Source organism: Pseudomonas fluorescens (assembly GCF_003732425.1).
GTDB classification, from domain to species: Bacteria; Pseudomonadota; Gammaproteobacteria; order Pseudomonadales; family Pseudomonadaceae; genus Aquipseudomonas; species Aquipseudomonas fluorescens_BE.
The window spans coordinates 1,192,687-1,218,457 of the sequence record NZ_MOBX01000013.1; the positions used below are offsets into that span (position 1 = coordinate 1,192,687).

The window sequence follows — 25,771 nt, forward strand, 5'->3', positions numbered from 1 at the left end:
AGAATCAAGGGCATGCATTCTAGTGGGTCAAACTCAAGAAGTCACCCTACTGAAAACGGGTAAAAAAACAGCAGGCATTTTATCGGGACCGCTACACCAATGCAGCGCGCCCCACAGGCGAATACAACCAATCACGCCAGGGCTCTGCGCCAACCGCTTCTATATAATAGAAGAGGCTGCCAATCAGTCCCTGACGGCCGAACCCGCAAGCAAGTCCGGCGAGCAGCACAGCATCATCGAGCAACATAAATACGACGAAGCGCCCTGCCCCCGCGCCCCGAAACCGGCAATTGCCGCTTTTCAGAACCGCTAAAACAAAAAAGGCGCCAGACTGTTAAATCTGGCGCCTTTCGAAATATGGGGTGGACGATGGGGATCGAACCCACGACAACGGGAGTCACAATCCCGTGCTCTACCAACTGAGCTACGCCCACCATATTGCGTAACAAAAAAGCCAAACAACTTCTTTGTTGAAACCTCACCAGCCCGAAGACATGACTGAAGCTTTAATTGGTGCGGATGAAGAGACTCGAACTCTTACGCCTCGCGGCGCTGGAACCTAAATCCAGTGTGTCTACCAATTCCACCACATCCGCGGATGAAGCTTTTAAAGCAAAGGCGCCAGACTGTTACATCTGGCGCCTTTCGAAATATGGGGTGGACGATGGGGATCGAACCCACGACAACGGGAGTCACAATCCCGTGCTCTACCAACTGAGCTACGCCCACCATATCGCGTTACTTGTGCCAAAGCTGCCTAATGGCGCACCCGGCAGGACTCGAACCTGCGACCATCCGCTTAGAAGGCGGATGCTCTATCCAGCTGAGCTACGGGCGCCTTATTAATCTGTACTCTTAAAGGACTACAAACTAAGTGCTTTCCAGTGTTGCAGAACCTTGATTCCGCTTCACCTTCTTAACCAGTGCTAGGCTGTGCCCGACAAGTGCGACGAATAGTATAGAGCGCTCCGAAGGTCGTCAAATCCTTTTTGAAAAAAATTCATTTAATTAAAGGAGTTAGAGGAATTTGCTGACCAAGCGCCTTTGCCCTCACCGCTCGACATGCGAGAATGCGTTCTCATTTTTTCCCCTCTCGATGGTTAATCACGCGCAATGACTGCACAACTAATCGACGGCAAATCGATCGCCGCCAGCCTGCGCCAGCAGATCGCCCAACGAGTTGCCGAGCGTCGCCAGCAAGGCCTGCGCACTCCCGGCCTCGCGGTGATCCTGGTCGGCAGCGATCCTGCCTCTCAGGTTTATGTCTCGCACAAGCGTAAAGACTGTGAAGAGGTTGGCTTCCTCTCTCAAGCCTACGACCTGCCCTCCGAAACCTCGCAAGACGCACTGACCGATCTCATCGATCGCCTCAACGACGACCCTGCGATCGACGGCATCCTGCTTCAGTTGCCACTGCCCGAGCACTTGGACGCCTCCAAATTGCTGGAGCGTATTCGCCCGGACAAAGACGTCGACGGTTTCCATCCTTATAACGTCGGTCGCCTGGCCCAGCGCATTCCGCTGCTACGCCCATGCACGCCCAAAGGCATCATGACGCTGCTGGAAAGCACTGGCGCTGATCTTTACGGTATGGACGCAGTGGTGGTCGGTGCTTCCAACATCGTCGGTCGCCCGATGGCGATGGAACTGCTGCTGGCCGGTTGCACCGTGACCGTGACCCACCGCTTCACCAAGGATCTGGCCGGCCACGTCGGCCGTGCCGATCTGGTGGTGGTGGCCGCCGGTAAGCCGGGCCTGGTCAAAGGCGAGTGGATCAAGGAAGGCGCGATCGTGATCGACGTCGGCATCAACCGTCAGGACGACGGCAAACTGGTCGGCGACGTTGTTTACGAAACCGCCCTGCCCCGCGCCGGCTGGATCACCCCGGTGCCGGGCGGCGTAGGCCCGATGACCCGCGCCTGCCTGCTGGAAAACACCCTCTATGCGGCAGAAACCCTGCACGCTTGATCGGTACTTTCAGCAATAAGAAAAACCCGCCTTGTGCGGGTTTTTTCATGCCTGAGAAAAAACTGTAACCGTTCGCCGGAAACCCCTCTTTTTACAGGCCTTTTCACGAGATTTTCAGGTCACTCAAACAACCATCGACAGATCTTCAGCCATACTCCTAGAATGCGACGCTTTGAAGAAATAACCCGTTACAAACTAACGGAATATCCAACCTTTATGAGTTCGCCCGCGTGAAAATTCGTCTTTCGATTCTGAGCCTGTTTTTTGCTTTTACAGGCACATTCATCACGCCAACGATCAACGCTGCGGAAACCACCGCTGCCCCTCGTGATGCTTCGACCCTGAAGATCGCCTCCGGCAGTGCCCTGCTCATGGATATGCAGACCAACAAAGTCATCTACTCCAGCAACCCTGACGTGATCGTACCGATCGCCTCTGTCAGCAAGTTGATGACCGGTTTGGTAGTGGTTGAAGCCCGGCAAAACATGGACGAATGGATCAATGTCGATATCAGCAACACGCCGGAAATGAAGGGCGTGTTCTCCCGAGTCAAACTCAAGAGTGAACTGCCGCGCCGCGAAATGCTGCTGATCGCCCTGATGTCCTCGGAAAACCGTGCCGCCGCCAGCCTGGCACATCACTATCCCGGCGGCTATGCAGCCTTTATCGCCGCCATGAACGCCAAGGCTAAAGCCCTGGGCATGACCAGTACGCACTTCGTTGAACCAACAGGCTTGTCGGAGCGTAACGTTTCCACCGCCCGCGACCTGAGCAAGCTGCTGGTGGCCGCGCACAAATACCCGATCCTCAGCGAACTCACCACCACCAAGGAAAAGACCGTGTCGTTCCGCAAACCCAACTACACCCTGGGTTTCCGCAATACCGATCACTTGGTCAACAAAGCCGACTGGGACATCAAGATCACCAAAACCGGTTTCACCAATCCTGCCGGTCATTGCCTGGTCCTGGTGACCAAAATGGGCAACCGCCCGGTCGCGCTGGTGATTCTCGACGCGTTTGGCAAATACACCCACTTTGCCGACGCCAGCCGCATCCGTAGCTGGGTGGAAACTGGCAGGAGCGCCAATGTTCCTGCGGTGGCTCAGCAATACAAGGCCGAGAAAAACCTCAAGTCGCGCCAGAGCGGCGTGGTTGAAGCGTCCAAGTAACCCGCCACGCAAGAAAAAGCCCCGAATCATCGGGGCTTTTTTTCATCGGTGCATCAGTCATTGGGCAGTGGCATCTGGTCGTCATCAGGAATGCCATCGCCCTTACTCGGATCCCGTGCAGGCTCGGGGGTCAACACATTAGGTCGGGCCATCGGGTCGCGTAGCGGGCTGTCCGGGTCCAGCACCGGATCAACCTCCGGCTCTGGCGTCGTAGGTACGCTGTCCGGTGTTTTTTGGTCGTCGAAGCTCGAATCGGTACTCATAAGCACCTCCCATCAAGGTTTCAGATTAGCCAATGGATCATAGGGTTTAGCGGGCTTCTTAGCGTCCTCGCCGGGCTCGACGTCTAGAGGCGCCTTGGCGGGACCGACAGGATCGACTTGCGGATCATCGAGGTCGGGCGAGTCCGGATCAAACCCCAGATCATCTCCCGAAGAATGCTCGGACGAGTGCGGGCCTTTCGGTGCTTGGGAATCTGTCATGTCGCCTCCTGATTCACCCGCTGAAAGCGGGTTCTATTGGTAGGAGGCTTGCCGGGCGCAGTCGTGCCCGGCAGATGACGAACGGAACCTCAGTGTGCAGCGAGCGCCTTGCGCGCCTGCGCCGCTTCGTTTTCCTGACCGGCCTGGGCCAATTCATCCGCCGCTTTGAGCCAGCGTTGACGGTCGACAGCGGCCGGGATCTGCGACGGCTTCTGAATCAGCACGGCCCAGCCACCGGACTTTTCCAGTGCTGATTCAAAGGAGCTGAAACTCATCAATTCGCGACGGTTCATGCCGGCGCGCAGCAACACCTTCTGTTTGTTGCGATCGTAACCGGACAGGATCGCGTAACGCGGCTCGGCCCAGAATGCCGAACCCTCGCTGAAACGCACCATCACCGGATAACCCGCCGCCACCTGGGTCAGCAGCGCTGGCAAGTTGCTGTCCAACGGATAAACCACCATGCCGTACTCACGGGCAAGGTTCTGGATATTCTGTTGCAGCTTGTCTTCGCCACCGGGCAGGTGCAGCGGTTTTTCCAGCAGGCCCGGGGTGATCACGATGCCCTGCTGCGACAATAGGCTCGCCAGGACTTGCGGCCCGCTCTGATTGGCTTCGCCACGATAGAACGTACCGCTCAGCTCGACCCGCTCCGGCAGACGCTTGACCTCTGGCGCGACACTGCCTGCACATCCGGCCAGCACGGCCGCACAACCCGCCACCAACAGCGCCGCACGAATTCGGGAAAATACCTGCACCATCATTACTCTCTGTTCAGACGCCGGTCATCGTGTTCCGGCAACGCCTGCGATCATAGGGCCGCGCCAGGCTGCGGTATAGCCTTAAGCGGCAGACACGTCGATTGCATAGAGCAAAGTAATTGGTCGACACCGACCTTTGGTCAATAGTCTGAAACACCCCATTGTCTAGACTGTCACTGAAACAGAGCGAATTGAAAAAGTGGATGCCCGATGCAGGGCAAAGAGGAGGCACTGATGAGCCTGACCATGACCATTGTGATGTTGATTGCCAGCTGGCTGGCCGTGGCCGCTGCCATGCTGTGGGGTGTGCTGCGGATTTCGCGGCGCCACCATCACCACCCGATTCAGTCTGCTGCGGTTGAGAAAACCGAGAAACACCGCATAAGGCATGCGACTGCCCATTGATGTTTCACGCCAGAATCAAAAGCCCCTCACCCCCGGCAGAGGGTTGAGGTGAGGGGCTGGTTCTAATACGCACCACCAATTTTGAATCAAAAAAAAGCCGCCTGATCTCAAAGAGTCCAGGCGGCTTTTTCGCTTTCAGCGGTTACGCGTGCTCAGCCAGCTTCTTCTGCTTCGCACGACGGGACATCATGTTCAGCACTTCAATCCCTGCCGAGAACGCCATGGCCGCATACACATAACCTTTCGGTACATGGGCGCCGAAGCCTTCCGCGATCAAGGTCATACCGATCATGATCAGGAAGCCCAAGGCCAGCATCACCACTGTCGGGTTGTCATTGATGAACTTGGCCAGCGGATCAGCGGCCAGCAACATCACCAGTACCGACACTACCACCGCGATAATCATGATCGGCAAGTGTTCAGTCATGCCGACGGCAGTGATGATGCTGTCGATCGAGAACACCATGTCGAGCATCAGGATCTGGCCGATAGCGGCGGCAAAACCCAGGGTCACCGTCGAGGTCGCCGACTTCGGATCTTCCGGCGCCGGGTCCATGCTGTGATGGATCTCGGTCGTGGCTTTCCAGACCAGGAACAGGCCACCAGCGATCAGGATCATGTCTTTCCAGGAGAAAGCCTGACCCAGGATCTCGATCACAGGCTCGGTCAACTGCACGATGAACGCGATGGTGCTCAACAGCGCCAGGCGCAGAATCAACGCCATGCCGATACCAATGCGGCGGGCTTTCTGCCGATGCTGTTCGGGGAGCTTGTTGGTCAGGATCGAGATAAAGATCAGGTTATCGATGCCGAGCACGATTTCCATCACCACCAGTGTGGCCAAAGCAACCCAGGCGGTGGGGCTGGCGGCGAGTTCTAACAGATATTCCATGGGTCAGTCCTGACTCTGTGTAAGACGGTTTAGATGGTCTTGGAGGAAGATTCGGATTGTTCCGTATCTTTTTCCGGTGTTTCTTTCTTCTCGATCAACCCGCCAGTGGCATCGCTGAGCGCCTGCTCGGCGGCTTTATGGGTGTCGTCGATTGCTTGCTTGGCGCTCTCGGCGGCTTTGCCCATCAATTGCTGGGCGCTTTTCTCGGCCTGATCGCAACCGGCCAGAAGCAGTAAAGACGTAAACATCAATGCGGGGATGGTGTATTTCATAAGGCTTCCTTCGAATAAACAGACAGGGTCACAGACCGCCCGTCGATGGCTGGGCATTCTAGGGAGACAAACACTTCAGGAAAATTCGTATTTTTAGCGGCTATACTTCGGTTTTTACGAATCCGGCAGAGGGGCGCGACGGTGCTTAATTACCGACAACTGCATTATTTCTGGGTGGTGGCGAAAACCGGCAGCATCGTGCGCGCCTGCGAGCAACTGAACCTGACGCCGCAAACCATCAGTGGGCAGATTTCCTTGCTCGAACAGACTTACGGCATTGAGTTATTCAGACGAGTTGGTCGCCAACTCGAATTGACCGAAGCCGGACGCCAGGCCCTGCCCTACGCCGAGCAGATGTTCCAGCTCGGCGGTGAACTGGAACTGATGCTGCGCGCACAACCCAACGAGCAGCAGATTCTGTTCCGCGTCGGCGTTGCTGACGTGGTGCCGAAATCCATCGTCTATCGCCTGATCGCACCAACCATGGAGCTGAACGAGCCACTGCGCATCACTTGCCGCGAAGACAAACTCGAACGCTTGCTTGCCGATCTGGCGATCCAGCGCCTGGACCTGGTGATCTCCGATAGCCCGATGCCCTCGCACCTCGACATCAAGGGCTACAGCCAGAAACTCGGCGAATGCGGGATCAGCTTCTTCGCCACCCCGGAACTGGCAGCACAATACGGTCAGGATTTCCCGCGCAGTCTGCACGGTGCGCCACTGTTGATTCCCGGCGCGGAAACCGTGGTACGCAGCCGCTTGCAGCGCTGGTTTGCCGAACAGCAGATCCAGCCGCAAATCGTCGGCGAGTTCGATGACAGTGCCTTGATGCAGGCCTTCGGACAATCCGGCAGCGGGATTTTTATCGGCCCGAGCGTGATTGCCGATGAGGTGAAGCGCCAGTATGGCGTCGAGCTGATTGGCCAGACCGACGCGGTGACCGAGTCCTTCTATGCCATTTCGGTGGAGCGCAAGGTCAAGCACCCCGGCATCGTTGCGATTACCGAAGGTGCCCGACGCGAGCTGTTTACCGCGTTATGAGGCCTCGGCGCACATTTCGCGCGGCTTGAGCGTCATCAGCACCATGGCGAGGAACACCGACAGCAAAATGAACCCGGCGGCAGCAAAGCCGAGGAAGCCCAGACCCGCGCTGTCGATGACCCGGCCACCAACGATGGCGCCCAGGCCGATCCCCAGATTGGCCCCGGCGATATTCAGGGAGGCGGCAAAGGCTGGCGCTTCTGGCGCAGCTTTCATCAAGCGAACATGGCTGACCAGGAACAACGCTGCCTGGGTCACCCCCCAGATCCCCATCGCCACCGCCAAGCCCAGCGGCGAATGAATATTCGGCACCAGCGAGACCATGCCGGCAATCATGAACGCACAGAACAACACCGATGCCCCCAGCGGATGGCGATCCACCGCACGACCGCCCAGCGAGTTACCGATCAACCCGACCGCGCCGAACGCCATCAGGCACCAACCGACCACGGTGCCGTTGAAGCCGGCGAGGCGCTCAAGAATGTCCGCCAGATACGTGTAAGCGGTAAACATGCCGCTGAACACCAGGATCGACAGCACGATGTGGCCGATCATCAATGGACTGCGCAGGATTTTGAACTGCGAACGGAAGCTGACCTGATGTTGGTGCAGGCTGGTTTTCGGCAGATAAACAAACAGCAACAAGGCTTTGGCAAAAGCGATCACCGCCAGAATGCCAAAGGCACTGCGCCAGCCGAACGCATCGGAAATCAGCGTGCCGACCGGGATGCCGAACACCGTGGCGCAGACAATGCCGAAGCCGATCTTGGCGATCGCACGACCGGCGAAGTCCGGGCCGACGATGTCCACCGCGGTCTCACTGGCCAGGGCCCAGAACACCGGCAGACCGAGCGCCGGGATCAACCGGGCAATCGCCATCACCCAGATGTTCGGCGCCAGCGCCGCCACGGTATTGGCCAGACCAAACATGATCAGGATGCTGATAAACAGTTTGCGCCGCTCGAAACGGGCGAAATACGCGGTCAAGAAAGGCCCGAACATGGCCACGGTAAAAGCGAATAAAGTCACCAGCAACCCGGCCTGCGGGATGGTGACTTCGAGGTCTCGGGCAATCGCCGGCAACAGGCCGACGATGACGAATTCCGTGGTCAACACCGTGAAGCCGGCAGCGGACAACAGAAGAATGGGCAACAGCATGCGCAACTCCAGCAAAACGACGACACCAGCGTTGACCCGGAGGCCCGCTGGCGGAATTTGAAAATAAGGATGCGCAATCTTAACAGAGTGTGTCCGGGCTGACTTGCACAAACCTGTCTATCTGGTTGACTGATCCGGTGGCAGATCGTCACATGCCTGAAGGATAAGGCCTACGCTGTGATAAAGTCCGCGCCCTGAAAAACGTACAGCCTGTTCAACGACCGGTTTATTGGCGTTGATGTCGCGTCAACACTTTCGGTTCGTGGCGGTGGTCTGCCCCTGTTTTGCCATCGCTTCACGCAACCTTGCACCCTATAAAAAATCAGAGATGCCGCTATGACCGCTTCATCCCCTTCTCTATTGCAACGCCTCAAGAACCTCAGCCTGGTCACGCAGATCCTTATCGGCCTGATCGCCGGTATCGCCCTGGCGCTGTTCGCCCCGGAAGCGGCGAAAGGCACCGCGTTCATCGGCAAAGTGTTTGTTTCAGCGTTAAAAGCCGTCGCACCGATTCTGGTGTTCGTGCTGGTAATGGCCTCGATTGCCAACCACAAGCACGGCCAGGAAACCCATATCCGCCCGATTCTGTTCCTCTACCTGCTGGGCACCTTTGCGGCGGCAGTCGTAGCGGTGGTCGCGAGCATGGCGTTCCCGTCGCATCTGGTGCTGTCGACCGACAACGTCTCGGTGACGGCGCCGGGCGGTATCGGCGAAGTGCTGCAAAGCCTGCTGCTGAGCGTGGTCGACAACCCGGTCAGCGCGCTGATGAACGCCAACTTCATCGGCATTCTGGCCTGGGCGATCGGCATGGGCATCGCGATTCGCCATGCCGGCGACACCACCCGCGAAGTGCTGGGTGATCTGTCCAATGGCGTGACAGTGATCGTGCGTGTGGTGATTCGCTTCGCGCCGCTGGGCATTTTCGGTCTGGTGGCATCGACACTGGCCACCTCCGGTTTCGGCGCGCTGATCGGTTACGCGCATCTGCTGGCCGTGCTGCTCGGCTGCATGCTGTTCGTGGCGCTGGTGATGAACCCGCTGATCGTGTTCTGGAAACTGCGTCGCAACCCGTACCCGCTGACCCTCAAGTGCCTGCGTGAAAGCGGTATCACTGCGTTCTTCACCCGCAGCTCGGCGGCGAACATTCCGGTCAACCTGGAATTGAGCAAGCGTCTGGGCCTGCATGAAGACACCTATTCTGTGTCGATCCCGCTGGGCGCGACCATCAACATGGCCGGTGCGGCTATCACGATTACCGTTCTGACACTGGCTGCGGTGCATACGCTTGGCATCGCTGTGGACATTCCGACCGCAATTCTGCTCAGCGTTGTTGCGGCGATCTGCGCTTGTGGTGCTTCGGGTGTGGCCGGTGGTTCGCTGCTTTTGATTCCGCTGGCGTGCAGCCTGTTTGGCATTCCGAGCGAAATTGCCATGCAAGTGGTGGCAGTCGGTTTCATCATCGGTGTGTTGCAGGATTCGGCAGAGACCGCACTGAACTCGTCGACTGACGTGCTGTTTACCGCAGCGGCGTGCCTGGGTGAAGAAGCGAAAGCCCAACGCACCGCATAACCGCCGGCCCCTGTGGGAGCGAGCCTGCTCGCGAATACGGTATATCAAACGACGTTGATGTCGACTGATCTGTCCCCTTCGCGAGCAGGCTCGCTCCCACACTGGAAAACAAAAAGCCCGCCAAGGCGCAAACCTTGGCGGGCTTTTGTGTATCTGGGTGTTTTAGAACGCGCCCATGTAATCGCGTTTACCCACTTCAACACCGTTATGACGCAGCAGCGCATAGGTGGTGGTGACGTGGAAGAAGAACTGCGGCAAACCGTAAGTCAGCAGGTACGCCTGACCGCTGAAGCGCTTCTCTTTCGGGGTGCCCGGACGGGTAACGATTTCGATGCCTTCCTTGCCATTGATCTGCTCTGGCTTGATCTCGCCGATAAAGGCCAGAACCTTGGCGATCAGGGCTTGCAGCTCGGCGAAGGTGGTTTCTGTGTCGTCGTATTTCGGCAGTTCAACTTCGGCCAGACGTGCCGAAACACCTTTGGCGAAGTCGACGGCGATCTGCACCTGGCGGGTCAGCGGGAACATATCCGGGTACAGACGGGCCTGCAGGAAGGCGTTCGGGTCGATGTTTTTCTCGGTGGCGTGGGCTTCAGCCTTTTTCAGTACATCGCTCAGCGCGTTGAGCATTTGTTGAAAAACCGGGACGGATGCGGCGTACAGGGAAATGGTCATGGCAGTCTCGTGTGGTGGCTGGGTGGAACAAGGAGGCGATTATAGCCATGCTTGAAGACCACACGGCTTGCCTTTTGTTTGGCAAGGATTAGGCTAGGCGCCTTCGACTGCAGAGGGAACGCGCGATGACCACAGAACCAGAATCCACCTTCGACGAACCACGGCTCAATGCCACGGAAGTCCGCATCCTTGGTGCGCTGATCGAGAAACAGGCGACCAGCCCGGAAACCTACCCGCTGACCCTCAATGCACTGGTGCTGGCCTGCAATCAGAAAACCAGCCGCGAACCGGTGATGAACCTGACCCAAGGCCAGGTCGGCCAGAGTTTACGGGCGCTGGAAGGGCGCGGTTTCGCCAAGCTTGTGATGGGCAGCCGTGCCGACCGCTGGGAGCATAAGGTCGACAAGGCGCTGGAACTGGTGCCGGCGCAAGTGATTCTCAGTGGATTGATGTTTCTGCGCGGCCCGCAAACCGTCAATGAGCTGCTGACCCGCAGCGGACGCATGCATGATTTCGAAGACGCCGAACAGGTGGTGCATCAGCTTGAACGTTTGATTGCACGGGGGTTGGCGGTGCTGATTCCACGTCAGGCCGGGCAGCGTGAGGATCGATATACCCATGCATTGGGTGATCCGGCGGATATCGAGGCAGTGATGGCGGCGCGGCAGAATCCATCGGATCGCGGTGCAAGCAATGGTGTCTCGATCGAGCGCATCGAAGAGCTCGAAGCGCGAATAGCCGCGTTGGAAGAACGCCTGGCCCGCCTCGAATAATCACCACCGTTTTATCGGGGGAGCGAGCCTGCTCGCTAAGAGGTTGTGTCAGCCAGATCATTTTTGAATGACACACCCCATTCGCGAGCAGGCTCGCTCCCACTGGGTTATTCATCAGGCTTCAGGTCTTGGGGTTATTCGCCATCCCAGTAATCCACGCCATCCGCCTGCCGTGCCACCGCCACAAAGCCTGAGGCGTTGCCCTCGGCATCCACCTTGAAGTTATCCATCACCACGTACTTGTTCGAATCCGGGTATTGGCAAATGTCCGGCTGCTGCTGGGTGCTGACCGCCAGATAACGCAATTCGGCCTGACTAGTGTTGATGATCTGATGCGCCTTCTCCGGCCCACCCGGCGGACAAGCGATCACGTCGCCTTCGCGGATCGGAAAGCGCTCGGCGCCAAGTCGCACCTCACCCTCCCCGGCCACCACGTAAAACATTTCCTCATTGACCCGATGACTGTGAAACGGACTGCCGCGCATGCCCGGTGGCAAGGCGTACAGGCGATAACCGAGTTTCTGCGAACCCAATTGCTGACCGACGCGAGCCATGCGCTGCTGATAACGGCTGGCGGTTTCGCCTTCCGGGGCCAGCGCTTCGGGCAGGGGTTCGAGATCGACCTGATGCAGGTTGAGGATGGGTGGGTGCATGGGGGGCCTCGGTCACGGTTTTTGTGGGGGGCAAGTCTGTGCTTGCTGGTGAGGCAGTATAGGCATTGATGCCCGGCGTGAAACCGCGTCGCGCCCTTCGCGAGCAGGCTCGCCCCCACAGGGGGGTCTACAGCGAACACACAATCTGTGTATGACAAAAATTCAACTGTGGGAGCGAGCCTGCTCGCGAAGAGGCCCGCCCAGCCACCACAACACATCAGCTCCGGGCAAACGCCACCGCTGCCGCAAACTGTTCTTCAGTCGGCCGCACACCGGTGTACAAGACAAACTGCTCCAACGCCTGAATCGCAATCACCTCAAGCCCGGTGATGACCTTTTTACCCTCGGCCCGACCACGCACGATCAACGGTGTCTCCGACGGAATCGCCACCACATCAAACACCGTTTCGGCTGCCTTGATCAGCTCTGGTTCAAACGCCAACTGCCCCGCCTCCGGCCCGCCGTCCATGCCCACCGGCGTCACATTGATCAGCATCTGCGGACGCTCATCGCCCAGTTCAGCCTGCCAGCGATAACCCAGCGAATCCGCCAGCGCACGCCCGGCGCGCTCGTTGCGGGCAACGATTAAACCGTTTTTGTAGCCGCCATCGCGCAGGGCGCTGGCCACCGCTTTGGCCATGCCGCCGCTGCCGCGCAGGGCAAACGTCGACTCCTTGGGCACCGCGTGGGTTTCCAGCAATTGCGCCACGGCGATGTAATCGGTGTTGTAGGCCTTGAGATGGCCGTTGGTGTTGACGATGGTATTGATCGACTGGATCGCCGCCGCCGATGCATCCAGTTCATCGACCAGCGCGATGCACGCCTCTTTGAACGGCATCGACACACCGCAACCACGGATGCCCAAGGCGCGAATCCCGCCAACTGCGCCGGTCAGGTCCTGGCTGCTGAACGCTTTGTAATAGAAGTTCAGACCCAACTGCTCATACAAATGGTTGTGAAAACGCAGACCGAAATTCCCCGGGCGTCCCGACAGGGACATGCACAACTGGGTGTCTTTGTTCGGGTTCATCTGCATGAAACTTCTCCTTCAAACGCACTTTCGGATAAACGGGATTAGCCAGCCCATCGGCTTCTGAACGATCATAGAAGCCTGTTGTAAACGTGTTCCGCGGCCAATACGCGGCACGGTAAAGAAGCCGGTACAGACCTTACACAAAATTTACCCAGCGGCTGTGCTGATTTTCAGAATTTCGCTGTCTTAGAAGTATCCCCGCGACAACTATGGGCCTGGTGCAGGCCCCGATGCCGGGTCGAAGAACCGAGGAATTATCATGATTCGTAAACTCCCCATTATGGCCTTGTTGATTGGCGCACTCGCGGTCACAGGTCAGGCAGAAGCCGGTGGTGGCCACGGCTGGCAAGGCCCTGCGGTGTTTGGCGCGATCGTCGGCTCGGCCATCATCGGCTCGGCGCTGATCAACCAGGATCGACCGGTCTATGTGCAACAGGCGCCGGTCTATGCCCCACCACCGGTCTATGTGCAGCAACCACCGCCACCGGTCTACTACCAGCCCGCGCCGGTGTATGTGCAACAACCGGTCTACGTGCAACCGGCCCCGGTGTATTACGGCCCGCCGCGCGGCTACTACGGTCGTCCGCACTACTACGGTGGCCCACGCTGGTAACCGAAACACAAAGCCCCGCTTTTACAGCGGGGCTTTTTTATGACCGTTGGTCGGCCAGCGTCTGAAAAAATCTTGCCAAGGTCGCTGTGGGGACAGTTTCAGCGGCTAAAGTCGGCATGATTGATTGACCGTTATGTAGATTTCCACAAAACGGTCATTTATTTGTCATGACGGAACCGCAATCTGAATCCGTCCGTAAACAACAGGTTGATAACAACAAGGACGACTGTATGCCAACACAAAACCCCCACCGCATCGTCGGTCTGTGCACCTCCAGCAAGGTGTACAGCGCGCTGACCGAACTCAAGCACCTGGAAGGCCATCGCTGCGCCAAGTTTCTTTCGCTGCTGGCGGAAAACCTCGTGCACAAAGGGCTGCTCAACGAGCGCGAAGTCATGCACATGCTCGACCAAGTGGTTGATTGAGCCAGCCCTCAACGGCGTCAATGACCACTATCGAAAGCGTTGATTGTCCGTAGAACCGGCGAATCTCTAAGGTAGCTCCATTGATAGATGGAGGTACTCGTCATGGCTCAGGTTCAAATCATGTCCGTTATCGGCAGCGCCGTTCCCGCCTCACTCAGGGCCTCGGGCCTGCTCGCCTGCTGGTATCTGATGCGTGATGGCGAAGCGATCAGTGGCCCGCTGACGTCCTTGCCCGCTGCGCAGGCCCTGTCGCAGAAGCTGGTCAGCGAGCCGTTTCACGCTTAAGGCAGTTGCACCTTGGGCTTGGTCTCGGCGAACAGTGCCCAGCTCGACATGAACAACGCTGCGATCAGCGGCCCGATCACAAAGCCATTCAGGCCGAAGACTGCCAGGCCACCAAGGGTCGAGATCAGAATCATGTAATCGGGCATTTTGGTGTCCTTGCCCACCAGAATCGGTCGCATCACGTTGTCCACCAAACCGATCACGAACACGCCGAACAAGCCCAGCACCACACCTTGCCAGATCATCCCGCTGAGCAGGAAATACACCGCCACCGGCGCCCAGACAATCCCCGCGCCCACTGCGGGCAGCAGCGACAGAAACCCCATCAACACCGCCCACAGCAATGCGCTGGGGATGTCGAGAAACCAGAAAATCGCCCCGCCCAATGCGCCCTGCGTCACCGCGACCACCAGATTGCCTTTCACCGTCGCGCGTACCACGCGGTTGAACTTCAATTGCAGGCGACGCTTGTGATGCTCTTCCAGCGGCACCGCACTGCGCACCTTGCGCGCCAGCTCGGCACCGTCGCGCAGAAGGAAAAACAGCAAATACAGCATGATGAAAAAGCTCACCACGAATTCGAACGTGCCCTGGCCAAAACTGAAGGCCTGACTCGCCAGCACCTGGCTGCCCTGCATCGCCGATTTAACGATCTTCTCGCGCAGACCATTGAGTTCACCCATGCCGAAGCGGTCGAGCAAGTGCTGAAAGTACGGCGGCAGGCTGTGTTTGAATTGCGCCAGGTAGGCGGCAATGTCCAGCTCGCCGCTTTCGATGTTCTTGTAGACCGTCGCCCCTTCCTGCACCAGCAGCACACTGAGGATGATCACCGGCAGAATCGCGATCACCAGGCAGATCGACAAGGTACACAGCGACGTTAGATTACGTTCCCAGCCAAATTTCGCCTGCAGCCGGCGTTGCATCGGCGCAAACACAATGCCGAGAATCACCGCCCAGAACACCGCGCCGTAGAACGGCAAGAGGATCCAGATAAACGCCACCGTGACCAGCAACAGCAGCACGGTGAGGGATTTGAATTGAAGGCTTTTTTCGTTCATGTCCGATCCATGTCAGTCAGGCGTCGTGCACGCCCCGATGCTTAGTCAACCGGGGCCTGCACGAGTGCCATCTTTTATTCATGGAGCATAGTTGCGGATCAGCGCGAGCCGCTTATCGAGATCGATCACCCACAACAAAACACGCTCAGTGCAAAGCGTAGATCCAGATCAATAAGCCGCGCCCGAGTCCGCATTACCCTGCTGCGCTTTGCGACCGACACCGCCATGACCTCTACCCTCGCCACCCCCGAACTGCTCGCCCCCGCCGGCACTCTGAAAAACATGCGTTACGCCTTCGCTTACGGCGCCGATGCGGTCTACGCCGGCCAGCCGCGCTACAGCCTGCGGGTGCGCAACAACGAATTCGATCACGCCAACCTGGCACTGGGCATTCGCGAAGCGCAGGCACAGGGCAAGCGCTTTTACGTGGTGATCAACATCGCGCCGCACAACGCCAAGCTGAAGACCTTCCTCAAGGATCTGGCACCGGTCATCGACATGGCACCCGACGCGCTGATCATGTCCGACCCGGGACTGATCATGCTCGTGCGTCGACATTTCCCGCAGATGCCGATCCACCTGTCGGTGCAGGCCAACACGGTGAACTGGGCGAGCGTCGAGTTCTGGCAGCAGCAGGGCTTGAGCCGGATCATCCTGTCGCGGGAATTGTCGCTGGAGGAAATCGGCGAGATTCGCGAGCAAGTGCCGGGCATGGAGCTGGAAGTGTTTGTCCACGGCGCGCTGTGCATGGCCTACTCCGGGCGCTGCCTGCTCTCCGGTTACATGAACAAGCGCGATGCCAATCAAGGCACCTGCACCAACGCCTGTCGCTGGAAATACTCGGCGCAGCACGCCACGGAAAACCAGCTCGGCGAGATCGTCCAGACCTTCCAGCCCGAGCCGACACTGGGCCTTGGCACGCCCACCGATCAGGTATTTCTGCTCCAGGAAGCCAACCGTCCCGACGAATTGATGCCGGCGTTCGAGGACGAGCACGGCACTTACATCATGAACGCCAAGGACCTGCGCGCGGTACAGCACGTCGAGCGCCTGACGCGCATGGGCGTGCACTCACTGAAAATCGAAGGCCGGACCAAATCGCACTTCTATTGCGCGCGTACCACTCAGGTGTACCGCCGGGCGATTGATGATGCAGTCGCTGGCCGTGAGTTTGATCGTAGCCTGATGACCGATCTGGAATCGCTCGCGCAGCGTGGCTACACCGAAGGTTTTCTGCGTCGGCATGTGCATGACGAGTACCAGAATTATCAGAATGGCAGCTCGGTGTCGGACCGTCAGCAATTCGTTGGTGGGTTGACAGGTGAGCGGCGTGGGCGGCTGGCCGAGGTCAAAGTGAAGAACCGCTTTGCCCTGGGTGATCATCTGGAATTGATGACGCCCAAGGGCAATTTCCACTTTGATCTGCATGAGTTGCAGAGCCTCAAGGGTGAGGCCATCGATGTGGCGCCGGGGGATGGGCATACGGTGTATCTGCCGATTCCGGATGCGGTGGATTTGCGGTTCGGGTTGTTGATGCGGGATTTAGGCGTTGCCTGAGGAGGGGTCTGATCGAAAGTATGTATGGAGGGTTATGCCGTCTTCGCGAGCAGGCTCGCTCCCACAGGGGAATGCGTTCCACTGTGGGAGCGAGCCTGCTCGCGAAGGGGCCGGTAAATCCAGCACAACAACCAAGTCTCAGCGCCGATCATCCGACAACGGCGTCGGCTCATCCGCCGGCGGCACATCCTCATCATCCGCACCCGGGTCTTTCCAATCATCCGGCCGGTCGGCGTCACTCAATGGATCGCGCCCCGGGGGCATTCCCATCGGTGAATCGTGATCAGCCAGTGACGGCTCATCGGTACCAGGCAGCGGCCGGATCGGATCGGTCGGCAGCACGCCACCCTGAAACAGCAAATCATTCGCCATGACACACCTCAACCAAGGAGGTCCGGAAAACCCGGGCCGTACCACTTGGAATCAGGCCTTTGCACGGCGTGCTATCGAACAGACCAACGGCCATCAACCCCGCGCGGAAAAGCGGTCGCGACTGTTGGTCAGGTGCAGCCACATCGCTGCCCGTGCGGCATCCGCATCCTGACGCTTGATCGCATTCAGAATCGCCTCATGTTCCAGATGGGCCAGTTGCCCGAGCTTGCTCAGGTCCGCCGCACCGCGCTCGGCGGCATTGAGGCGATGACGCGGAATCATCGCGCTGCCCAGGTGCTGCATGATCTCGCTGAAGCAAACATTGCCGGTGGCCTCGGCGATCAGCAGATGAAAGCGCCGATCCGCCTCGACGCAACTGTCGTTGCTGTCGAGGAGCCGCTGATAGTCATCCAGCGCCTGACGCATCTGCAGCACTTGCTGCTCCGTGCGCCGTTGCGCCGCCAGCGCTGCCGCTTGGGTTTCCAGGCCCAGGCGCAATTCAAGAATGCTGCGCACACCGAGCGCCGTGTCGACATTAAGGCGTAAGCCCTGCTCCGCTACACGCTCGATGACAAAGGTGCCGATGCCATGGCGCGTCTCGACCAGCCCGGAGGCCTGCAATTTGGAAAGCGCCTCGCGCACCACCGTGCGGCTGACCCCGTATTCCTGAACGATGGAATTCTCCGACGGCAGCTTGTCGCCGGGTGACAACTGGCCGAGCAGGATGCTTTGGGTGAGCTTCTCGACCAGATCATGGGCGAGGTTGTGCGCACGTTTGCGAGCGGGGGCGTCGAGGTCTTCTTGCATGGTCGATTCCGGTGATCGGGGCTTGTGGATCGTAGCATCCTGCGGGGATGACCAAGTTGAGTTTAGCGGCTCAGCTTGTATGACAACATTCGAATAAATCTAAATATCTTCAGGCAGTCTTGGCGATCAAAGCCGTTTTTCCGAGGGATGCCGCCACGTTCTACGACCTGAAAACTCCAATAAACGCTGGACATTAACGCAAAACAGCATAAAAAACCGCCTTCCCAGAGAAAAATAATCGGCCCCACCCACTTGTAGGACAAAAATTCTGAGTTGTATGATGTCTATCAACAACGCAGCACCTGCCCTACCCCGCATAAAAATAATCAGTGGGAGAAAACCAAGTGAAAACCTCCGTCTCCGGGATGAACGAGGGCGTCGATTCGACACTCGCATCGGCCATCTCGAAAGTAAAACGCCACGTCCTGCCGCTCTTCGTCATCATGTTCATCGTCAATTACATTGACCGGGTGAATATCGGTTTCGTCCGCACCCACATGGAACACGACCTCGGTATTGGTGCCGCCGCTTATGGCTTCGGCGCCGGGCTGTTCTTCATCGGTTACGCGCTGTTCGAAGTCCCGTCGAACATGCTTCTGCAGAAAGTCGGCGCACGCATCTGGCTGACTCGCATCATGTTCACCTGGGGCCTGGTCGCCGCCGGCATGGCGTTCATTCAGAACGAAACCCACTTCTATGTGTTGCGCTTTTTGCTTGGCGTAGCCGAGGCCGGGTTCTTTCCCGGGGTGATCTATTACTTCACCCGCTGGCTGCCCGGCGCCGAGCGCGGCAAGGCCATTGCGATCTTCCTCAGCGGCTCGGCTGTGGCATCGTTGATCTCCGGCCCGCTGTCCGGCCTGCTCCTGCAGATCAACGGGCTGGGCATGCACGGCTGGCAGTGGATGTACTTTATTGAAGGGATGTTCTCGGTGGGCCTGTGTGTGTTCGTCTGGTTCTGGCTCGACGCCAAACCCCACGACGCGAAATGGCTGACCCGCGCCGAACAGGACGCACTGGTCAACGCCATCGACGCTGAACAGAAGGCCCGCGAAGCCGCGACGCCAATCCGGCCGTCCATGGGCAAACTGCTCAAAGACCGGCAGATCATCCTGTTCTGCCTGATCTACTTTTTCATTCAGCTGACCATCTACGCCGCGACCTTCTGGCTGCCAAGCATCATCAAGAAAATGGGCGAGATGAGCGACTTCCAGGTCGGCCTGTTCAACTCGATTCCATGGTTGCTGTCGATCATCGGCATGTACGCCTTCGCTTCGTTCTCGGCCAAGTGGAAACACCAGCAGGCGTGGGTCGCCACCGCCCTGTTGATTGCCGCAGCGGGGATGTTTATGTCCACCACCGGCGGGCCGATCTTCGCTTTCGTTGCGATCTGCTTTGCCGCGCTAGGGTTCAAATCCGCGTCGTCGCTGTTCTGGCCGATTCCGCAGGCGTATCTGGATGCGCGCATCGCTGCAGCGGTGATCGCGCTGATCAACTCGGTGGGCAACCTTGGCGGCTTCGTTGCGCCGACCACGTTCGGCCTGCTCGAAGAACACACCGGCTCGATTCAGGGCGGCCTCTATGGCCTGGCCGCGACGTCGATCATTGCCGCAATCATTGTCTTCTTCGCGCGCACCACACCGAAACCCGCTGCCGACATCGCCGTGGTCGAGACCGCGCCGAAACACGCCTGAATTCTGCATAAGAAGGATAAAAACCATGACTGCACACGACACTGCCAAAGCCCCGATCATCACCGACATGCAAGTCATCCCGGTGGCCGGCCACGACGGCATGCTGCTCAATCTGAGCGGCGCCCACGGGCCGTTTTTCACCCGCAACATCGTCATTCTCAAGGACAACGCCGGCCACACCGGCGTCGGTGAAGTGCCCGGTGGCGAGCGTATTCGCCAGACCCTGGAAGATGCGCGCAGCCTGGTAATCGGCAGCCCGATCGGCACGTATCAGAAGATCCTCAATCAAGTGCGCCAGACCTTCGCCGACCGCGATGCTGGCGGTCGTGGTCTGCAGACTTTCGATCTGCGCATCACCATCCACGCGGTGACCGGCCTCGAAGCCGCGCTGCTCGATCTGCTCGGCCAGCATCTCGATGTACCGGTGGCGGCGTTGCTCGGCGAGGGTCAGCAACGCGATGACGTGAAGATGCTCGGTTATCTGTTCTACGTGGGTGATCAGCGTGAAACCGACCTTGCTTACCGCAGCGAACCGGACGCCGACAACGACTGGTTCCGCGTGCGTCACGAGAAGGCGATGACCGCTGAAGCCGTGGTGCGCCTCGCCGAAGCGGCCCATGCGAAGTACGGTTTCAAGGACTTCAAACTCAAGGGCGGCGTGCTCAGTGGCGATGCGGAAATTGAAGCCGTCACAGCGCTGGCCGAACGCTTTCCCGAGGCGCGCATCACCCTCGATCCGAACGGCGCGTGGTCACTGAAAGAAGCCATCCGTTTGTGCCGTGATCAGCACCAGGTACTCGCCTATGCCGAAGACCCCTGCGGCGCGGAAAACGGCTATTCCGGCCGCGAAGTCATGGCCGAGTTCCGTCGTGCCACCGGACTGAAAACCGCCACCAACATGATCGCCACTGACTGGCGCGAAATGGGCCACGCGATCCAGCTGCAGTCGGTGGACATTCCACTGGCCGACCCGCATTTCTGGACCATGCAGGGCTCGGTGCGCGTGGCGCAGATGTGCCATGAGTGGGGCCTGACCTGGGGCTCACACTCCAACAATCACTTCGATATCTCGCTGGCGATGTTCACCCATGTCGCTGCGGCCGCACCGGGCGAGATCACCGCGATCGACACCCACTGGATCTGGCAGGACGGCCAGCGCCTGACCAAGGCGCCGCTGCAAATTGTCGACGGTCTGGTGCAGGTGCCGAAGAAACCGGGGCTGGGCGTCGAGCTGGACATGGACCAGGTGGCCAAGGCCCACGAACTGTATAAAGGCATGGGCCTCGGCGCGCGCGATGACAGCGTGGCGATGCAGTTTCTGATTCCGGGCTGGAAGTTCGATAACAAGCGGCCGTGTCTGGTGCGCTGATGCCTCACTAATAACTGTAGGAGCTGCCGAACGCTGCGATCTTTTGATCTTAAAAACAGAATCAAAAGATCGCAGCCTCCGGCAGCTCCTACAGGGTTTGTGTCAGGTAGAGATTTGCAGCAGCCAGTTTTTGAAGGCTGTCATCGCCGCTGTTTCAGGCCGCGACTGCAACCGCGTCAACCAGTAGCTCCCCGTCGTAATCTCAATCGCAAACGGCTGACAAATCGCCTCCGCCGCCAGTTGCCGGGCGAACATCAACGGCGGCGCCAACGCGACCCCGCCACCCTGCAACGCCGCCTCCATCATCGCCAGCGACGAGTCGAAGACAATGCTCTGCGGTGGCGCCGCATGGGTCGCCAAACCGGCAGCCTGAAACCACTCCGGCCATTCATCGGTGCGATAAGAGCGCAGCAAGGTCTGCTGCAAAAGATCCCCCGGCGAATGCAATTGCCGGGCGATTTCCGGCACGCACAACACCGACAGCGGTGCATCGAGCAAACGCGTCGCTTCGATGCCATGCCACGCCCCGGCGCCGAAGCGGATCGCGTAATCCAGCCCTTCTGCCGCGACATCCACGCGATTGTTGTTGGTCGACAGCCGCAAATCTATGAGCGGATGTTTCGCCCGGAAGTCCGCCAGCCTCGGCAACAACCAACCTACGGCGAAGGTGCCCACCGCGCCGACGGTCAACATTTCGCGATACTGTCCACCGGCGAGACGTTCGAGAATCTGCGCGATGTGATCGAACGAAGTGCTCAGCACCGGCAGCAAGGTTTCGCCTTCACTGGTCAGCATCAGCCCACGGGGCAGGCGTTTGAACAGGGTAACGTTGAGTTGCGCCTCAAGGCTTTTCACCTGATGGCTGACCGCCGCTTGTGTGACGCACAGCTCCACGGCCGCGCGAGTGAAACTCAAATGACGCGCGGACGCTTCAAAGGCGCGCAGTGCATTGAGCGGCAATTGAGGTCGAATCATGCCCATTCCCAAATTTTTCTAATGGCTCGTGCGAGTTTTCATCGTTTGTCGATTGTCGCCGCGCTGACTAGATTGGCGGCGCTGATCAGCCACCCAACAAAGAAAACGCCCGCAGTGTAGCGGGATAACACTATCAACACTCATGGAGAGTGATTCATTCATGCCATCCATTCAATCGAGCAAAGTCATTTCCTGCGCCGCTTTCGGCCTGTTTTTTGGTGCCACATCCTGTCTCGCCGCCGTATCCAGCGATGCGCAGTTGCAAGCGTTGGTCAACGACGCGGTAACGCCCGTGATGCAGCAGCAGAACATTCCCGGCCTGACCGTAGCACTGACCGTTAACGGCAAGGCGCATTACTTTAACTACGGCGTCACCAGCAAAGACACCGCGCAAAAAGTCAGCGAAAACACCCTGTTCGAAATCGGCTCGGTGAGCAAAACCTTCACCGCCACCCTTGCCGGTTACGCCCAGGCCAGCGGCAAACTCGACCTGTCGACCAAGGCCAGTCAGCTCTGGCCTGAATTGAAAGGCAGTGCCTTCGACAATATCAGCGTGTTGCAACTGGGCACCTACAGCGCCGGCGGTTTGCCGCTGCAATTCCCCGACAATGCCGACTCGCCTGACAAGATGCTCGGCTATTTCCAGCAGTGGAAACCGGTTTATCCGGCAGGCAGCCATCGCCAGTATTCCAACCCCAGCCTGGGCCTGTTCGGTTATCTGGCCGCAAAAAGCCTCGGCCAGCCGTTTGAGCAGGCGATGACACAGACCTTGCTGCCGAAACTCGGTTTGCAGCACACCTACCTCAGCGTGCCTGCCGCGCAAATGAGCCTGTATGCGCAGGGCTATGACAAGAACGACAAACCGGTCCGCGTCAGCCCCGGCGCGCTGGACGCGCAGGCCTATGGCGTGAAAACCAGCGCGGTGGACATGCTGCGTTACGTACAGGCCAACCTGAAACCTGAAACGCTTGAAGCGTCCCTGCAAAAAACCATCGCCAACACCCACACCGGTTATTACACCGTCGGCGACATGACCCAGGGCCTGGGTTGGGAAATGTACCGCTACCCGATCAGCCTGGAGCGCTTGCTCGCCGGCAACTCGACGGAAATGGCCATGGAGGCGCACAAGGTGCAGTGGCTGAATCCGCCGCGACCGCAACCGGATAATGTGTTGATCAACAAGACCGGCTCGACGGGTGGCTTCGGGGCTTACGTGGCGTTTGTGCCGAGCAAGGATATTGGCATCGTGATCATGGCCAACAAGAACTTCCCGATTCCTGAGCGGGTGAAGGTCGCCCACAAAATCCTCAGTGCTGTCGCTGACTGAAAATCAAAAGATCGCAGCCTTCGGCAGCTCCTACATGAGATCTACGTAGGAGCTGCCGAAGGCTGCGATCTTTTCGCGGGCAATAAAAAATGGGCGACCTGCTGAGGTCGCCCATTTTTTTGATTCAGGCCATGCCATCAATCATCCGGCATTTCCGGCGGCTTGGTCGGTTTTGCAGGCTTGGTCGGCTTGGCGCCCTTCGCCCCTTTGGCCGGTTCAGGCTCGGCGGCGGCCGGGGCCTGAGCGGCGGCGGCAGCGGCTGCTTCCTTCTCAGCCATCGGCATGGCATCGATGGTGTCGAAAATCTTCTTCAAATCCACCGACTTCGCTTCATCCCCCGACGCCGAGAGTTTGGTCTCGCCGTCCTTGCCCACCAGGAACACTTTCGGATAGGCCCCGGCGCCGAGCTTCAGCGAGCGTAGCAGCGCCATGGTGTCTTGCTGGCCCATGTCCTTGCCGTCGAGTTGGCCGGCCATGTTGAGGATGGTGTAGACCTTGATATTGCGATCGGTCACGCCCTTTTTGTTCACGGGGTCTTCCAGCGACTTTTTCAGGGCGACCCACACGGGGTCAACGGTGCTTTGTGCGATCACGATCAGCGGACGGGCGCGGCCCATGTCCCCGGCGATGGGCGAATCGTTGTCAGCGGCGAACAAGGGGCCGGCAATCGCCAGCAAGAGTGTCAGGGTCAATGACCTGATGAGCATGCGCATCTCCTTTTGATATCCACGCACTACTGATTGCGCATCGTGGCGATTGTTCCGGGGCAACCCGGCAAATAGGTGTCGCCTGTTAGAAGCTTAGGACAGGCACGACATTGCGCAACATCGCCGAAGTGATCGCAACCCGGATTTGATTACCTTTTATGAGCGCATTAGGGTGGCGGTTCTGCCCATGAAATGGAGTTCACCCGCATGCACATTGATTACCTGTGCGATCACCCCGAATTGATTGAAGAACTGGCCACACTCAACTTCAAGGAATGGGGCGAGTTTCGTCCCGGGCAAACCGTCGAACATCGCATCGAACACATGCGCGCCTCCTGCGGCAAAGGTGCGATTCCCAGTGTAGTGGTGGCACTTGAAGGTTCACGTTTGCTGGGCGGCGCGCTGCTGATCGAAAACGACCTGAAGCTGCGACCGAACCTGACGCCATGGCTGGCTGGCGTTTATGTGAAGGCTGAGGAACGTGGTCGCGGGATCGCTTCGCAACTGGTTAATCGGGTGGTTGCAGAAGCGGCGGCGCTGGGGGTGCCTGAGTTGTATCTATACACCGACACGTCGCAGTCGCTGTATGCACGGCTGGGTTGGGAAGTGGTTGAAGAGCTGGTGTACGAAGAGTTACCGGTGACGGTGATGAAATACATCATTCAGCGCTGACCTTTGTGGCGAGGGAGCTTGCTCCCGCTCGGCTGCGCAGCAGTCGCAAACCCGGCAACCTCGATTGTCCCGAGGAGTGCATCTACCGGGATTGGGGCCGCTTCGCAGCCCAGCGGGAGCAAGCTCCCTCGCCACAGTTTTTTGTTCCAGTCCGGCAATTGAGGCCGATCAGAACGCCAGTTTGTAACCGATCAGCACCAGCATCGTCGCCAGGCACGGGCGCAGCACTTCGTCGGAGATGCGTCCGGTCAGGTGGCTGCCGAGCCAGATGCCTGGCAGCGAACCGACCAACAAGAAGCCCAGCACGCCCCAATCCATATTGCCCATGCTCGCGTGGCCAAGACCTGCAACCAGTGTCAGCGGTACAGCGTGGGCGATTTCGGTGCCCACCAGGCGACGGGTCGGCAGCAGCGGATAAAGGATGAACAGCGCGACAGTACCGAGGGCGCCCGCACCGATCGAGGTCAGGGCGACCATGGTGCCGAGGATCAGCCCGGTGATGACGGTCATTACGTTCAGCCGTGAACCGCTCGGGTTGTAATTGCCGCCAGCGCGCTTGTGGGCGAAGTCGAGCAAGCGTTTCTTGAAGAAGATCGCCAGCGCCGTGGCGAACAGGACGAAACCCAGCGCCTGCTTGATGATGGCGTTCATCGCGTCCGGCGCGGTGTGCAGAGTGCTGAGGAACCACAGTGTCATGGCCACCGCAGGCACGCTGCCGAGGGTCAGCCAGCCGGTGATGGCCCAGTCGATGTTCTTGTTCTTGCGGTGAACGAGCACGCCACTGGATTTGGTAATGGCGGCGTACAGCAGGTCAGTGCCCACCGCCGTTGCCGGGTTGATACCGAACCACAGCAGGATCGGCGTCATCAACGAACCACCGCCGACACCGGTCATGCCGACAATAAAACCCACCACCAGCCCGGCAATCACCAGGCCGAAATTTGCCAATTCCATAAACCGTCCAGAAAAACGACAGGAAAAATCTGGCCCGCAGCATAGCGATTTTTCTTATAACCACATATATCGATGCGGTCTATCGTTATGCCATATCAAACTCAGCATCGC

29 protein-coding genes and 4 tRNA genes are annotated in these 25,771 nt (G+C 58.6%); 14 read left to right on the plus strand and 19 right to left on the minus strand.

All coding sequences use genetic code 11. The annotated features are described in order from the left end of the window. Positions 1-358 precede the first annotated feature (358 nt). The 4 genes from BK670_RS15880 to BK670_RS15895 form a co-directional block, all read right to left on the minus strand. Positions 359-434 (minus strand) — tRNA-His (locus BK670_RS15880). 77 nt (positions 435-511) lie between these two features. Further along, a tRNA-Leu gene (locus tag BK670_RS15885) sits at positions 512-596 on the minus strand. A gap of 57 nt (positions 597-653) precedes the next feature. Beyond that, positions 654-729, minus strand: a tRNA-His gene (locus BK670_RS15890). 32 nt (positions 730-761) lie between these two features. Next, a tRNA-Arg gene (locus tag BK670_RS15895) sits at positions 762-838 on the minus strand. A gap of 275 nt (positions 839-1,113) precedes the next feature. Here BK670_RS15895 and folD point away from each other — a divergent pair. Together folD and pbpG are read left to right on the plus strand one after the other, a co-directional pair. Continuing rightward, entirely contained in the window at positions 1,114-1,968 is an 855-nt protein-coding gene (gene folD / locus BK670_RS15900) for a bifunctional methylenetetrahydrofolate dehydrogenase/methenyltetrahydrofolate cyclohydrolase FolD (protein ID WP_123450936.1), read from the plus strand. A gap of 230 nt (positions 1,969-2,198) precedes the next feature. Next, positions 2,199-3,137 (plus strand): D-alanyl-D-alanine endopeptidase, encoded by a 939-nt coding sequence (pbpG, locus tag BK670_RS15905; protein ID WP_123450938.1) that lies wholly within the window; start codon positions 2,199-2,201, stop codon positions 3,135-3,137. A 53-nt stretch (positions 3,138-3,190) separates the two neighbouring features. On the opposite strand, the gene BK670_RS15910 is transcribed toward pbpG, so the two are convergent. From BK670_RS15910 to BK670_RS15920, 3 genes are all read right to left on the minus strand, one after another. Further along, positions 3,191-3,400: a hypothetical protein gene (locus tag BK670_RS15910; protein WP_123450940.1), complete on the minus strand. Its 210-nt coding sequence runs from the start codon at positions 3,398-3,400 to the stop codon at positions 3,191-3,193. 12 nt (positions 3,401-3,412) lie between these two features. Then, positions 3,413-3,619, minus strand: coding sequence for a DUF6021 family protein (locus tag BK670_RS15915; RefSeq protein WP_123450942.1), 207 nt, complete (start codon positions 3,617-3,619; stop codon positions 3,413-3,415). An 89-nt stretch (positions 3,620-3,708) separates the two neighbouring features. Next, positions 3,709-4,380 (minus strand): peptidase C39 family protein, encoded by a 672-nt coding sequence (locus BK670_RS15920; RefSeq protein ID WP_123450944.1) that lies wholly within the window; start codon positions 4,378-4,380, stop codon positions 3,709-3,711. Between the two features lie 234 nt (positions 4,381-4,614). Between BK670_RS15920 and BK670_RS29650 the strand changes: the two genes are divergently transcribed. Beyond that, complete coding sequence (locus tag BK670_RS29650; RefSeq protein ID WP_259697569.1) at positions 4,615-4,785, plus strand: hypothetical protein; 171 nt, start codon at positions 4,615-4,617, stop codon at positions 4,783-4,785. 142 nt (positions 4,786-4,927) lie between these two features. Here BK670_RS29650 and BK670_RS15930 read toward each other — a convergent pair whose 3' ends face one another. Both BK670_RS15930 and BK670_RS15935 read right to left on the minus strand, forming a co-directional pair. Next, positions 4,928-5,677, minus strand: coding sequence for a TerC family protein (locus tag BK670_RS15930; protein ID WP_123450948.1), 750 nt, complete (start codon positions 5,675-5,677; stop codon positions 4,928-4,930). A gap of 29 nt (positions 5,678-5,706) precedes the next feature. Then, the gene (locus BK670_RS15935) at positions 5,707-5,949 is read right to left on the minus strand and encodes a hypothetical protein (RefSeq protein ID WP_123450950.1); all 243 of its coding nucleotides are present in this window, start codon (positions 5,947-5,949) and stop codon (positions 5,707-5,709) included. A gap of 141 nt (positions 5,950-6,090) precedes the next feature. Here BK670_RS15935 and nhaR point away from each other — a divergent pair, with 141 nt between their 5' ends. Beyond that, positions 6,091-6,990 (plus strand): transcriptional activator NhaR, encoded by a 900-nt coding sequence (gene nhaR, locus BK670_RS15940; RefSeq protein WP_123450952.1) that lies wholly within the window; start codon positions 6,091-6,093, stop codon positions 6,988-6,990. On the opposite strand, the gene BK670_RS15945 is transcribed toward nhaR, so the two are convergent. Beyond that, on the minus strand, positions 6,985-8,148 hold the full coding sequence (locus BK670_RS15945) for an MFS transporter (RefSeq protein ID WP_102901657.1): 1,164 nt from the start codon (positions 8,146-8,148) through the stop codon (positions 6,985-6,987). The genes nhaR and BK670_RS15945 overlap by 6 nt on opposite strands. A gap of 336 nt (positions 8,149-8,484) precedes the next feature. On the opposite strand from BK670_RS15945, the gene sstT reads away from it, so the two are divergent. Further along, the gene (gene sstT, locus BK670_RS15950; protein WP_095050828.1) at positions 8,485-9,717 is read left to right on the plus strand and encodes a serine/threonine transporter SstT; all 1,233 of its coding nucleotides are present in this window, start codon (positions 8,485-8,487) and stop codon (positions 9,715-9,717) included. Between the two features lie 162 nt (positions 9,718-9,879). Here sstT and BK670_RS15955 read toward each other — a convergent pair whose 3' ends face one another. After that, the gene (locus tag BK670_RS15955; protein ID WP_123450954.1) at positions 9,880-10,389 is read right to left on the minus strand and encodes a DUF1993 domain-containing protein; all 510 of its coding nucleotides are present in this window, start codon (positions 10,387-10,389) and stop codon (positions 9,880-9,882) included. A 125-nt stretch (positions 10,390-10,514) separates the two neighbouring features. Here BK670_RS15955 and BK670_RS15960 point away from each other — a divergent pair, with 125 nt between their 5' ends. Next, on the plus strand, positions 10,515-11,162 hold the full coding sequence (locus BK670_RS15960) for a YceH family protein (RefSeq protein WP_123450957.1): 648 nt from the start codon (positions 10,515-10,517) through the stop codon (positions 11,160-11,162). Positions 11,163-11,296: 134 nt separating this feature from the next. Here BK670_RS15960 and BK670_RS15965 read toward each other — a convergent pair whose 3' ends face one another. Together BK670_RS15965 and BK670_RS15970 are read right to left on the minus strand one after the other, a co-directional pair. Continuing rightward, positions 11,297-11,815 (minus strand): cupin domain-containing protein, encoded by a 519-nt coding sequence (locus tag BK670_RS15965; RefSeq protein ID WP_123450958.1) that lies wholly within the window; start codon positions 11,813-11,815, stop codon positions 11,297-11,299. A 217-nt stretch (positions 11,816-12,032) separates the two neighbouring features. After that, a complete protein-coding gene (locus BK670_RS15970; protein ID WP_123450960.1) occupies positions 12,033-12,851 on the minus strand; it encodes a shikimate 5-dehydrogenase in 819 nt (272 codons plus the stop codon). A gap of 256 nt (positions 12,852-13,107) precedes the next feature. On the opposite strand from BK670_RS15970, the gene BK670_RS15975 reads away from it, so the two are divergent. The 3 genes from BK670_RS15975 (at position 13,108) to BK670_RS15985 (ending at position 14,171) form a co-directional block, all read left to right on the plus strand. After that, the gene (locus BK670_RS15975) at positions 13,108-13,461 is read left to right on the plus strand and encodes a hypothetical protein (protein ID WP_123450962.1); all 354 of its coding nucleotides are present in this window, start codon (positions 13,108-13,110) and stop codon (positions 13,459-13,461) included. 230 nt (positions 13,462-13,691) lie between these two features. Further along, positions 13,692-13,886 (plus strand): hypothetical protein, encoded by a 195-nt coding sequence (locus BK670_RS15980; RefSeq protein ID WP_016984641.1) that lies wholly within the window; start codon positions 13,692-13,694, stop codon positions 13,884-13,886. A gap of 102 nt (positions 13,887-13,988) precedes the next feature. Then, positions 13,989-14,171 (plus strand): hypothetical protein, encoded by a 183-nt coding sequence (locus tag BK670_RS15985; RefSeq protein ID WP_123450964.1) that lies wholly within the window; start codon positions 13,989-13,991, stop codon positions 14,169-14,171. On the opposite strand, the gene BK670_RS15990 is transcribed toward BK670_RS15985, so the two are convergent. Continuing rightward, positions 14,168-15,229 carry an AI-2E family transporter gene (locus tag BK670_RS15990; protein WP_123450966.1) on the minus strand — a complete coding sequence of 354 codons (1,062 nt, stop codon included), beginning with the start codon at positions 15,227-15,229 and terminating at the stop codon, positions 14,168-14,170. The two genes, BK670_RS15985 and BK670_RS15990, sit on opposite strands and share 4 nt — an antisense overlap. A 225-nt stretch (positions 15,230-15,454) precedes the next feature. On the opposite strand from BK670_RS15990, the gene trhP reads away from it, so the two are divergent. Next, on the plus strand, positions 15,455-16,786 hold the full coding sequence (trhP, locus tag BK670_RS15995) for a prephenate-dependent tRNA uridine(34) hydroxylase TrhP (RefSeq protein ID WP_123450968.1): 1,332 nt from the start codon (positions 15,455-15,457) through the stop codon (positions 16,784-16,786). Positions 16,787-16,924: 138 nt separating this feature from the next. Here the strand turns inward: trhP and BK670_RS16000 are convergent, their stop codons facing one another. Continuing rightward, on the minus strand, positions 16,925-17,158 hold the full coding sequence (locus BK670_RS16000; protein ID WP_123450970.1) for a hypothetical protein: 234 nt from the start codon (positions 17,156-17,158) through the stop codon (positions 16,925-16,927). 93 nt (positions 17,159-17,251) lie between these two features. Continuing rightward, complete coding sequence (locus BK670_RS16005) at positions 17,252-17,965, minus strand: FadR/GntR family transcriptional regulator (RefSeq protein WP_123450973.1); 714 nt, start codon at positions 17,963-17,965, stop codon at positions 17,252-17,254. A gap of 344 nt (positions 17,966-18,309) precedes the next feature. Between BK670_RS16005 and BK670_RS16010 the strand changes: the two genes are divergently transcribed. Continuing rightward, complete coding sequence (locus tag BK670_RS16010; RefSeq protein WP_034154657.1) at positions 18,310-19,656, plus strand: MFS transporter; 1,347 nt, start codon at positions 18,310-18,312, stop codon at positions 19,654-19,656. Positions 19,657-19,681: 25 nt separating this feature from the next. Further along, on the plus strand, positions 19,682-21,025 hold the full coding sequence (gudD, locus tag BK670_RS16015; RefSeq protein ID WP_123450975.1) for a glucarate dehydratase: 1,344 nt from the start codon (positions 19,682-19,684) through the stop codon (positions 21,023-21,025). Between the two features lie 102 nt (positions 21,026-21,127). On the opposite strand, the gene BK670_RS16020 is transcribed toward gudD, so the two are convergent. Then, positions 21,128-22,000, minus strand: coding sequence for a LysR family transcriptional regulator (locus BK670_RS16020; protein WP_123451403.1), 873 nt, complete (start codon positions 21,998-22,000; stop codon positions 21,128-21,130). A 160-nt stretch (positions 22,001-22,160) separates the two neighbouring features. Between BK670_RS16020 and ampC the strand changes: the two genes are divergently transcribed. Continuing rightward, positions 22,161-23,327, plus strand: a complete 1,167-nt coding sequence (gene ampC / locus BK670_RS16025; protein ID WP_123450977.1) for a class C beta-lactamase — start codon at positions 22,161-22,163, stop codon at positions 23,325-23,327. Between the two features lie 137 nt (positions 23,328-23,464). Here ampC and BK670_RS16030 read toward each other — a convergent pair whose 3' ends face one another. Continuing rightward, on the minus strand, positions 23,465-24,034 hold the full coding sequence (locus tag BK670_RS16030) for a DUF4174 domain-containing protein (RefSeq protein ID WP_123450979.1): 570 nt from the start codon (positions 24,032-24,034) through the stop codon (positions 23,465-23,467). Between the two features lie 207 nt (positions 24,035-24,241). On the opposite strand from BK670_RS16030, the gene BK670_RS16035 reads away from it, so the two are divergent. Beyond that, positions 24,242-24,706, plus strand: coding sequence for a GNAT family N-acetyltransferase (locus BK670_RS16035; RefSeq protein WP_123450981.1), 465 nt, complete (start codon positions 24,242-24,244; stop codon positions 24,704-24,706). Between the two features lie 168 nt (positions 24,707-24,874). Here the strand turns inward: BK670_RS16035 and BK670_RS16040 are convergent, their stop codons facing one another. Further along, positions 24,875-25,660 carry a sulfite exporter TauE/SafE family protein gene (locus tag BK670_RS16040; RefSeq protein WP_034154648.1) on the minus strand — a complete coding sequence of 262 codons (786 nt, stop codon included), beginning with the start codon at positions 25,658-25,660 and terminating at the stop codon, positions 24,875-24,877. Positions 25,661-25,771 lie beyond the last annotated feature (111 nt).

What these genes read in the sequence shown, in the direction of transcription:
- folD (WP_123450936.1), top strand. Translation starts at nt 1,114, where the DNA reads ATGACTGCACAACTAATCGACGGCAAATCGATCGCCGCCAGCCTGCGC.
- BK670_RS15910 (WP_123450940.1), bottom strand. Translation starts at nt 3,400, where the DNA reads ATGAGTACCGATTCGAGCTTCGACGACCAAAAAACACCGGACAGCGTA.
- BK670_RS15915 (WP_123450942.1), bottom strand. Translation starts at nt 3,619, where the DNA reads ATGACAGATTCCCAAGCACCGAAAGGCCCGCACTCGTCCGAGCATTCT.
- BK670_RS15920 (WP_123450944.1), bottom strand. Translation starts at nt 4,380, where the DNA reads ATGGTGCAGGTATTTTCCCGAATTCGTGCGGCGCTGTTGGTGGCGGGT.
- BK670_RS29650 (WP_259697569.1), top strand. Translation starts at nt 4,615, where the DNA reads ATGAGCCTGACCATGACCATTGTGATGTTGATTGCCAGCTGGCTGGCC.
- BK670_RS15930 (WP_123450948.1), bottom strand. Translation starts at nt 5,677, where the DNA reads ATGGAATATCTGTTAGAACTCGCCGCCAGCCCCACCGCCTGGGTTGCT.
- BK670_RS15935 (WP_123450950.1), bottom strand. Translation starts at nt 5,949, where the DNA reads ATGAAATACACCATCCCCGCATTGATGTTTACGTCTTTACTGCTTCTG.
- BK670_RS15945 (WP_102901657.1), bottom strand. Translation starts at nt 8,148, where the DNA reads ATGCTGTTGCCCATTCTTCTGTTGTCCGCTGCCGGCTTCACGGTGTTG.
- sstT (WP_095050828.1), top strand. Translation starts at nt 8,485, where the DNA reads ATGACCGCTTCATCCCCTTCTCTATTGCAACGCCTCAAGAACCTCAGC.
- BK670_RS15955 (WP_123450954.1), bottom strand. Translation starts at nt 10,389, where the DNA reads ATGACCATTTCCCTGTACGCCGCATCCGTCCCGGTTTTTCAACAAATG.
- BK670_RS15960 (WP_123450957.1), top strand. Translation starts at nt 10,515, where the DNA reads ATGACCACAGAACCAGAATCCACCTTCGACGAACCACGGCTCAATGCC.
- BK670_RS15965 (WP_123450958.1), bottom strand. Translation starts at nt 11,815, where the DNA reads ATGCACCCACCCATCCTCAACCTGCATCAGGTCGATCTCGAACCCCTG.
- BK670_RS15970 (WP_123450960.1), bottom strand. Translation starts at nt 12,851, where the DNA reads ATGCAGATGAACCCGAACAAAGACACCCAGTTGTGCATGTCCCTGTCG.
- BK670_RS15975 (WP_123450962.1), top strand. Translation starts at nt 13,108, where the DNA reads ATGATTCGTAAACTCCCCATTATGGCCTTGTTGATTGGCGCACTCGCG.
- BK670_RS15980 (WP_016984641.1), top strand. Translation starts at nt 13,692, where the DNA reads ATGCCAACACAAAACCCCCACCGCATCGTCGGTCTGTGCACCTCCAGC.
- BK670_RS15985 (WP_123450964.1), top strand. Translation starts at nt 13,989, where the DNA reads ATGGCTCAGGTTCAAATCATGTCCGTTATCGGCAGCGCCGTTCCCGCC.
- BK670_RS15990 (WP_123450966.1), bottom strand. Translation starts at nt 15,229, where the DNA reads ATGAACGAAAAAAGCCTTCAATTCAAATCCCTCACCGTGCTGCTGTTG.
- trhP (WP_123450968.1), top strand. Translation starts at nt 15,455, where the DNA reads ATGACCTCTACCCTCGCCACCCCCGAACTGCTCGCCCCCGCCGGCACT.
- BK670_RS16000 (WP_123450970.1), bottom strand. Translation starts at nt 17,158, where the DNA reads ATGGCGAATGATTTGCTGTTTCAGGGTGGCGTGCTGCCGACCGATCCG.
- BK670_RS16005 (WP_123450973.1), bottom strand. Translation starts at nt 17,965, where the DNA reads ATGCAAGAAGACCTCGACGCCCCCGCTCGCAAACGTGCGCACAACCTC.
- gudD (WP_123450975.1), top strand. Translation starts at nt 19,682, where the DNA reads ATGACTGCACACGACACTGCCAAAGCCCCGATCATCACCGACATGCAA.
- BK670_RS16020 (WP_123451403.1), bottom strand. Translation starts at nt 22,000, where the DNA reads ATGATTCGACCTCAATTGCCGCTCAATGCACTGCGCGCCTTTGAAGCG.
- ampC (WP_123450977.1), top strand. Translation starts at nt 22,161, where the DNA reads ATGCCATCCATTCAATCGAGCAAAGTCATTTCCTGCGCCGCTTTCGGC.
- BK670_RS16030 (WP_123450979.1), bottom strand. Translation starts at nt 24,034, where the DNA reads ATGCTCATCAGGTCATTGACCCTGACACTCTTGCTGGCGATTGCCGGC.
- BK670_RS16035 (WP_123450981.1), top strand. Translation starts at nt 24,242, where the DNA reads ATGCACATTGATTACCTGTGCGATCACCCCGAATTGATTGAAGAACTG.
- BK670_RS16040 (WP_034154648.1), bottom strand. Translation starts at nt 25,660, where the DNA reads ATGGAATTGGCAAATTTCGGCCTGGTGATTGCCGGGCTGGTGGTGGGT.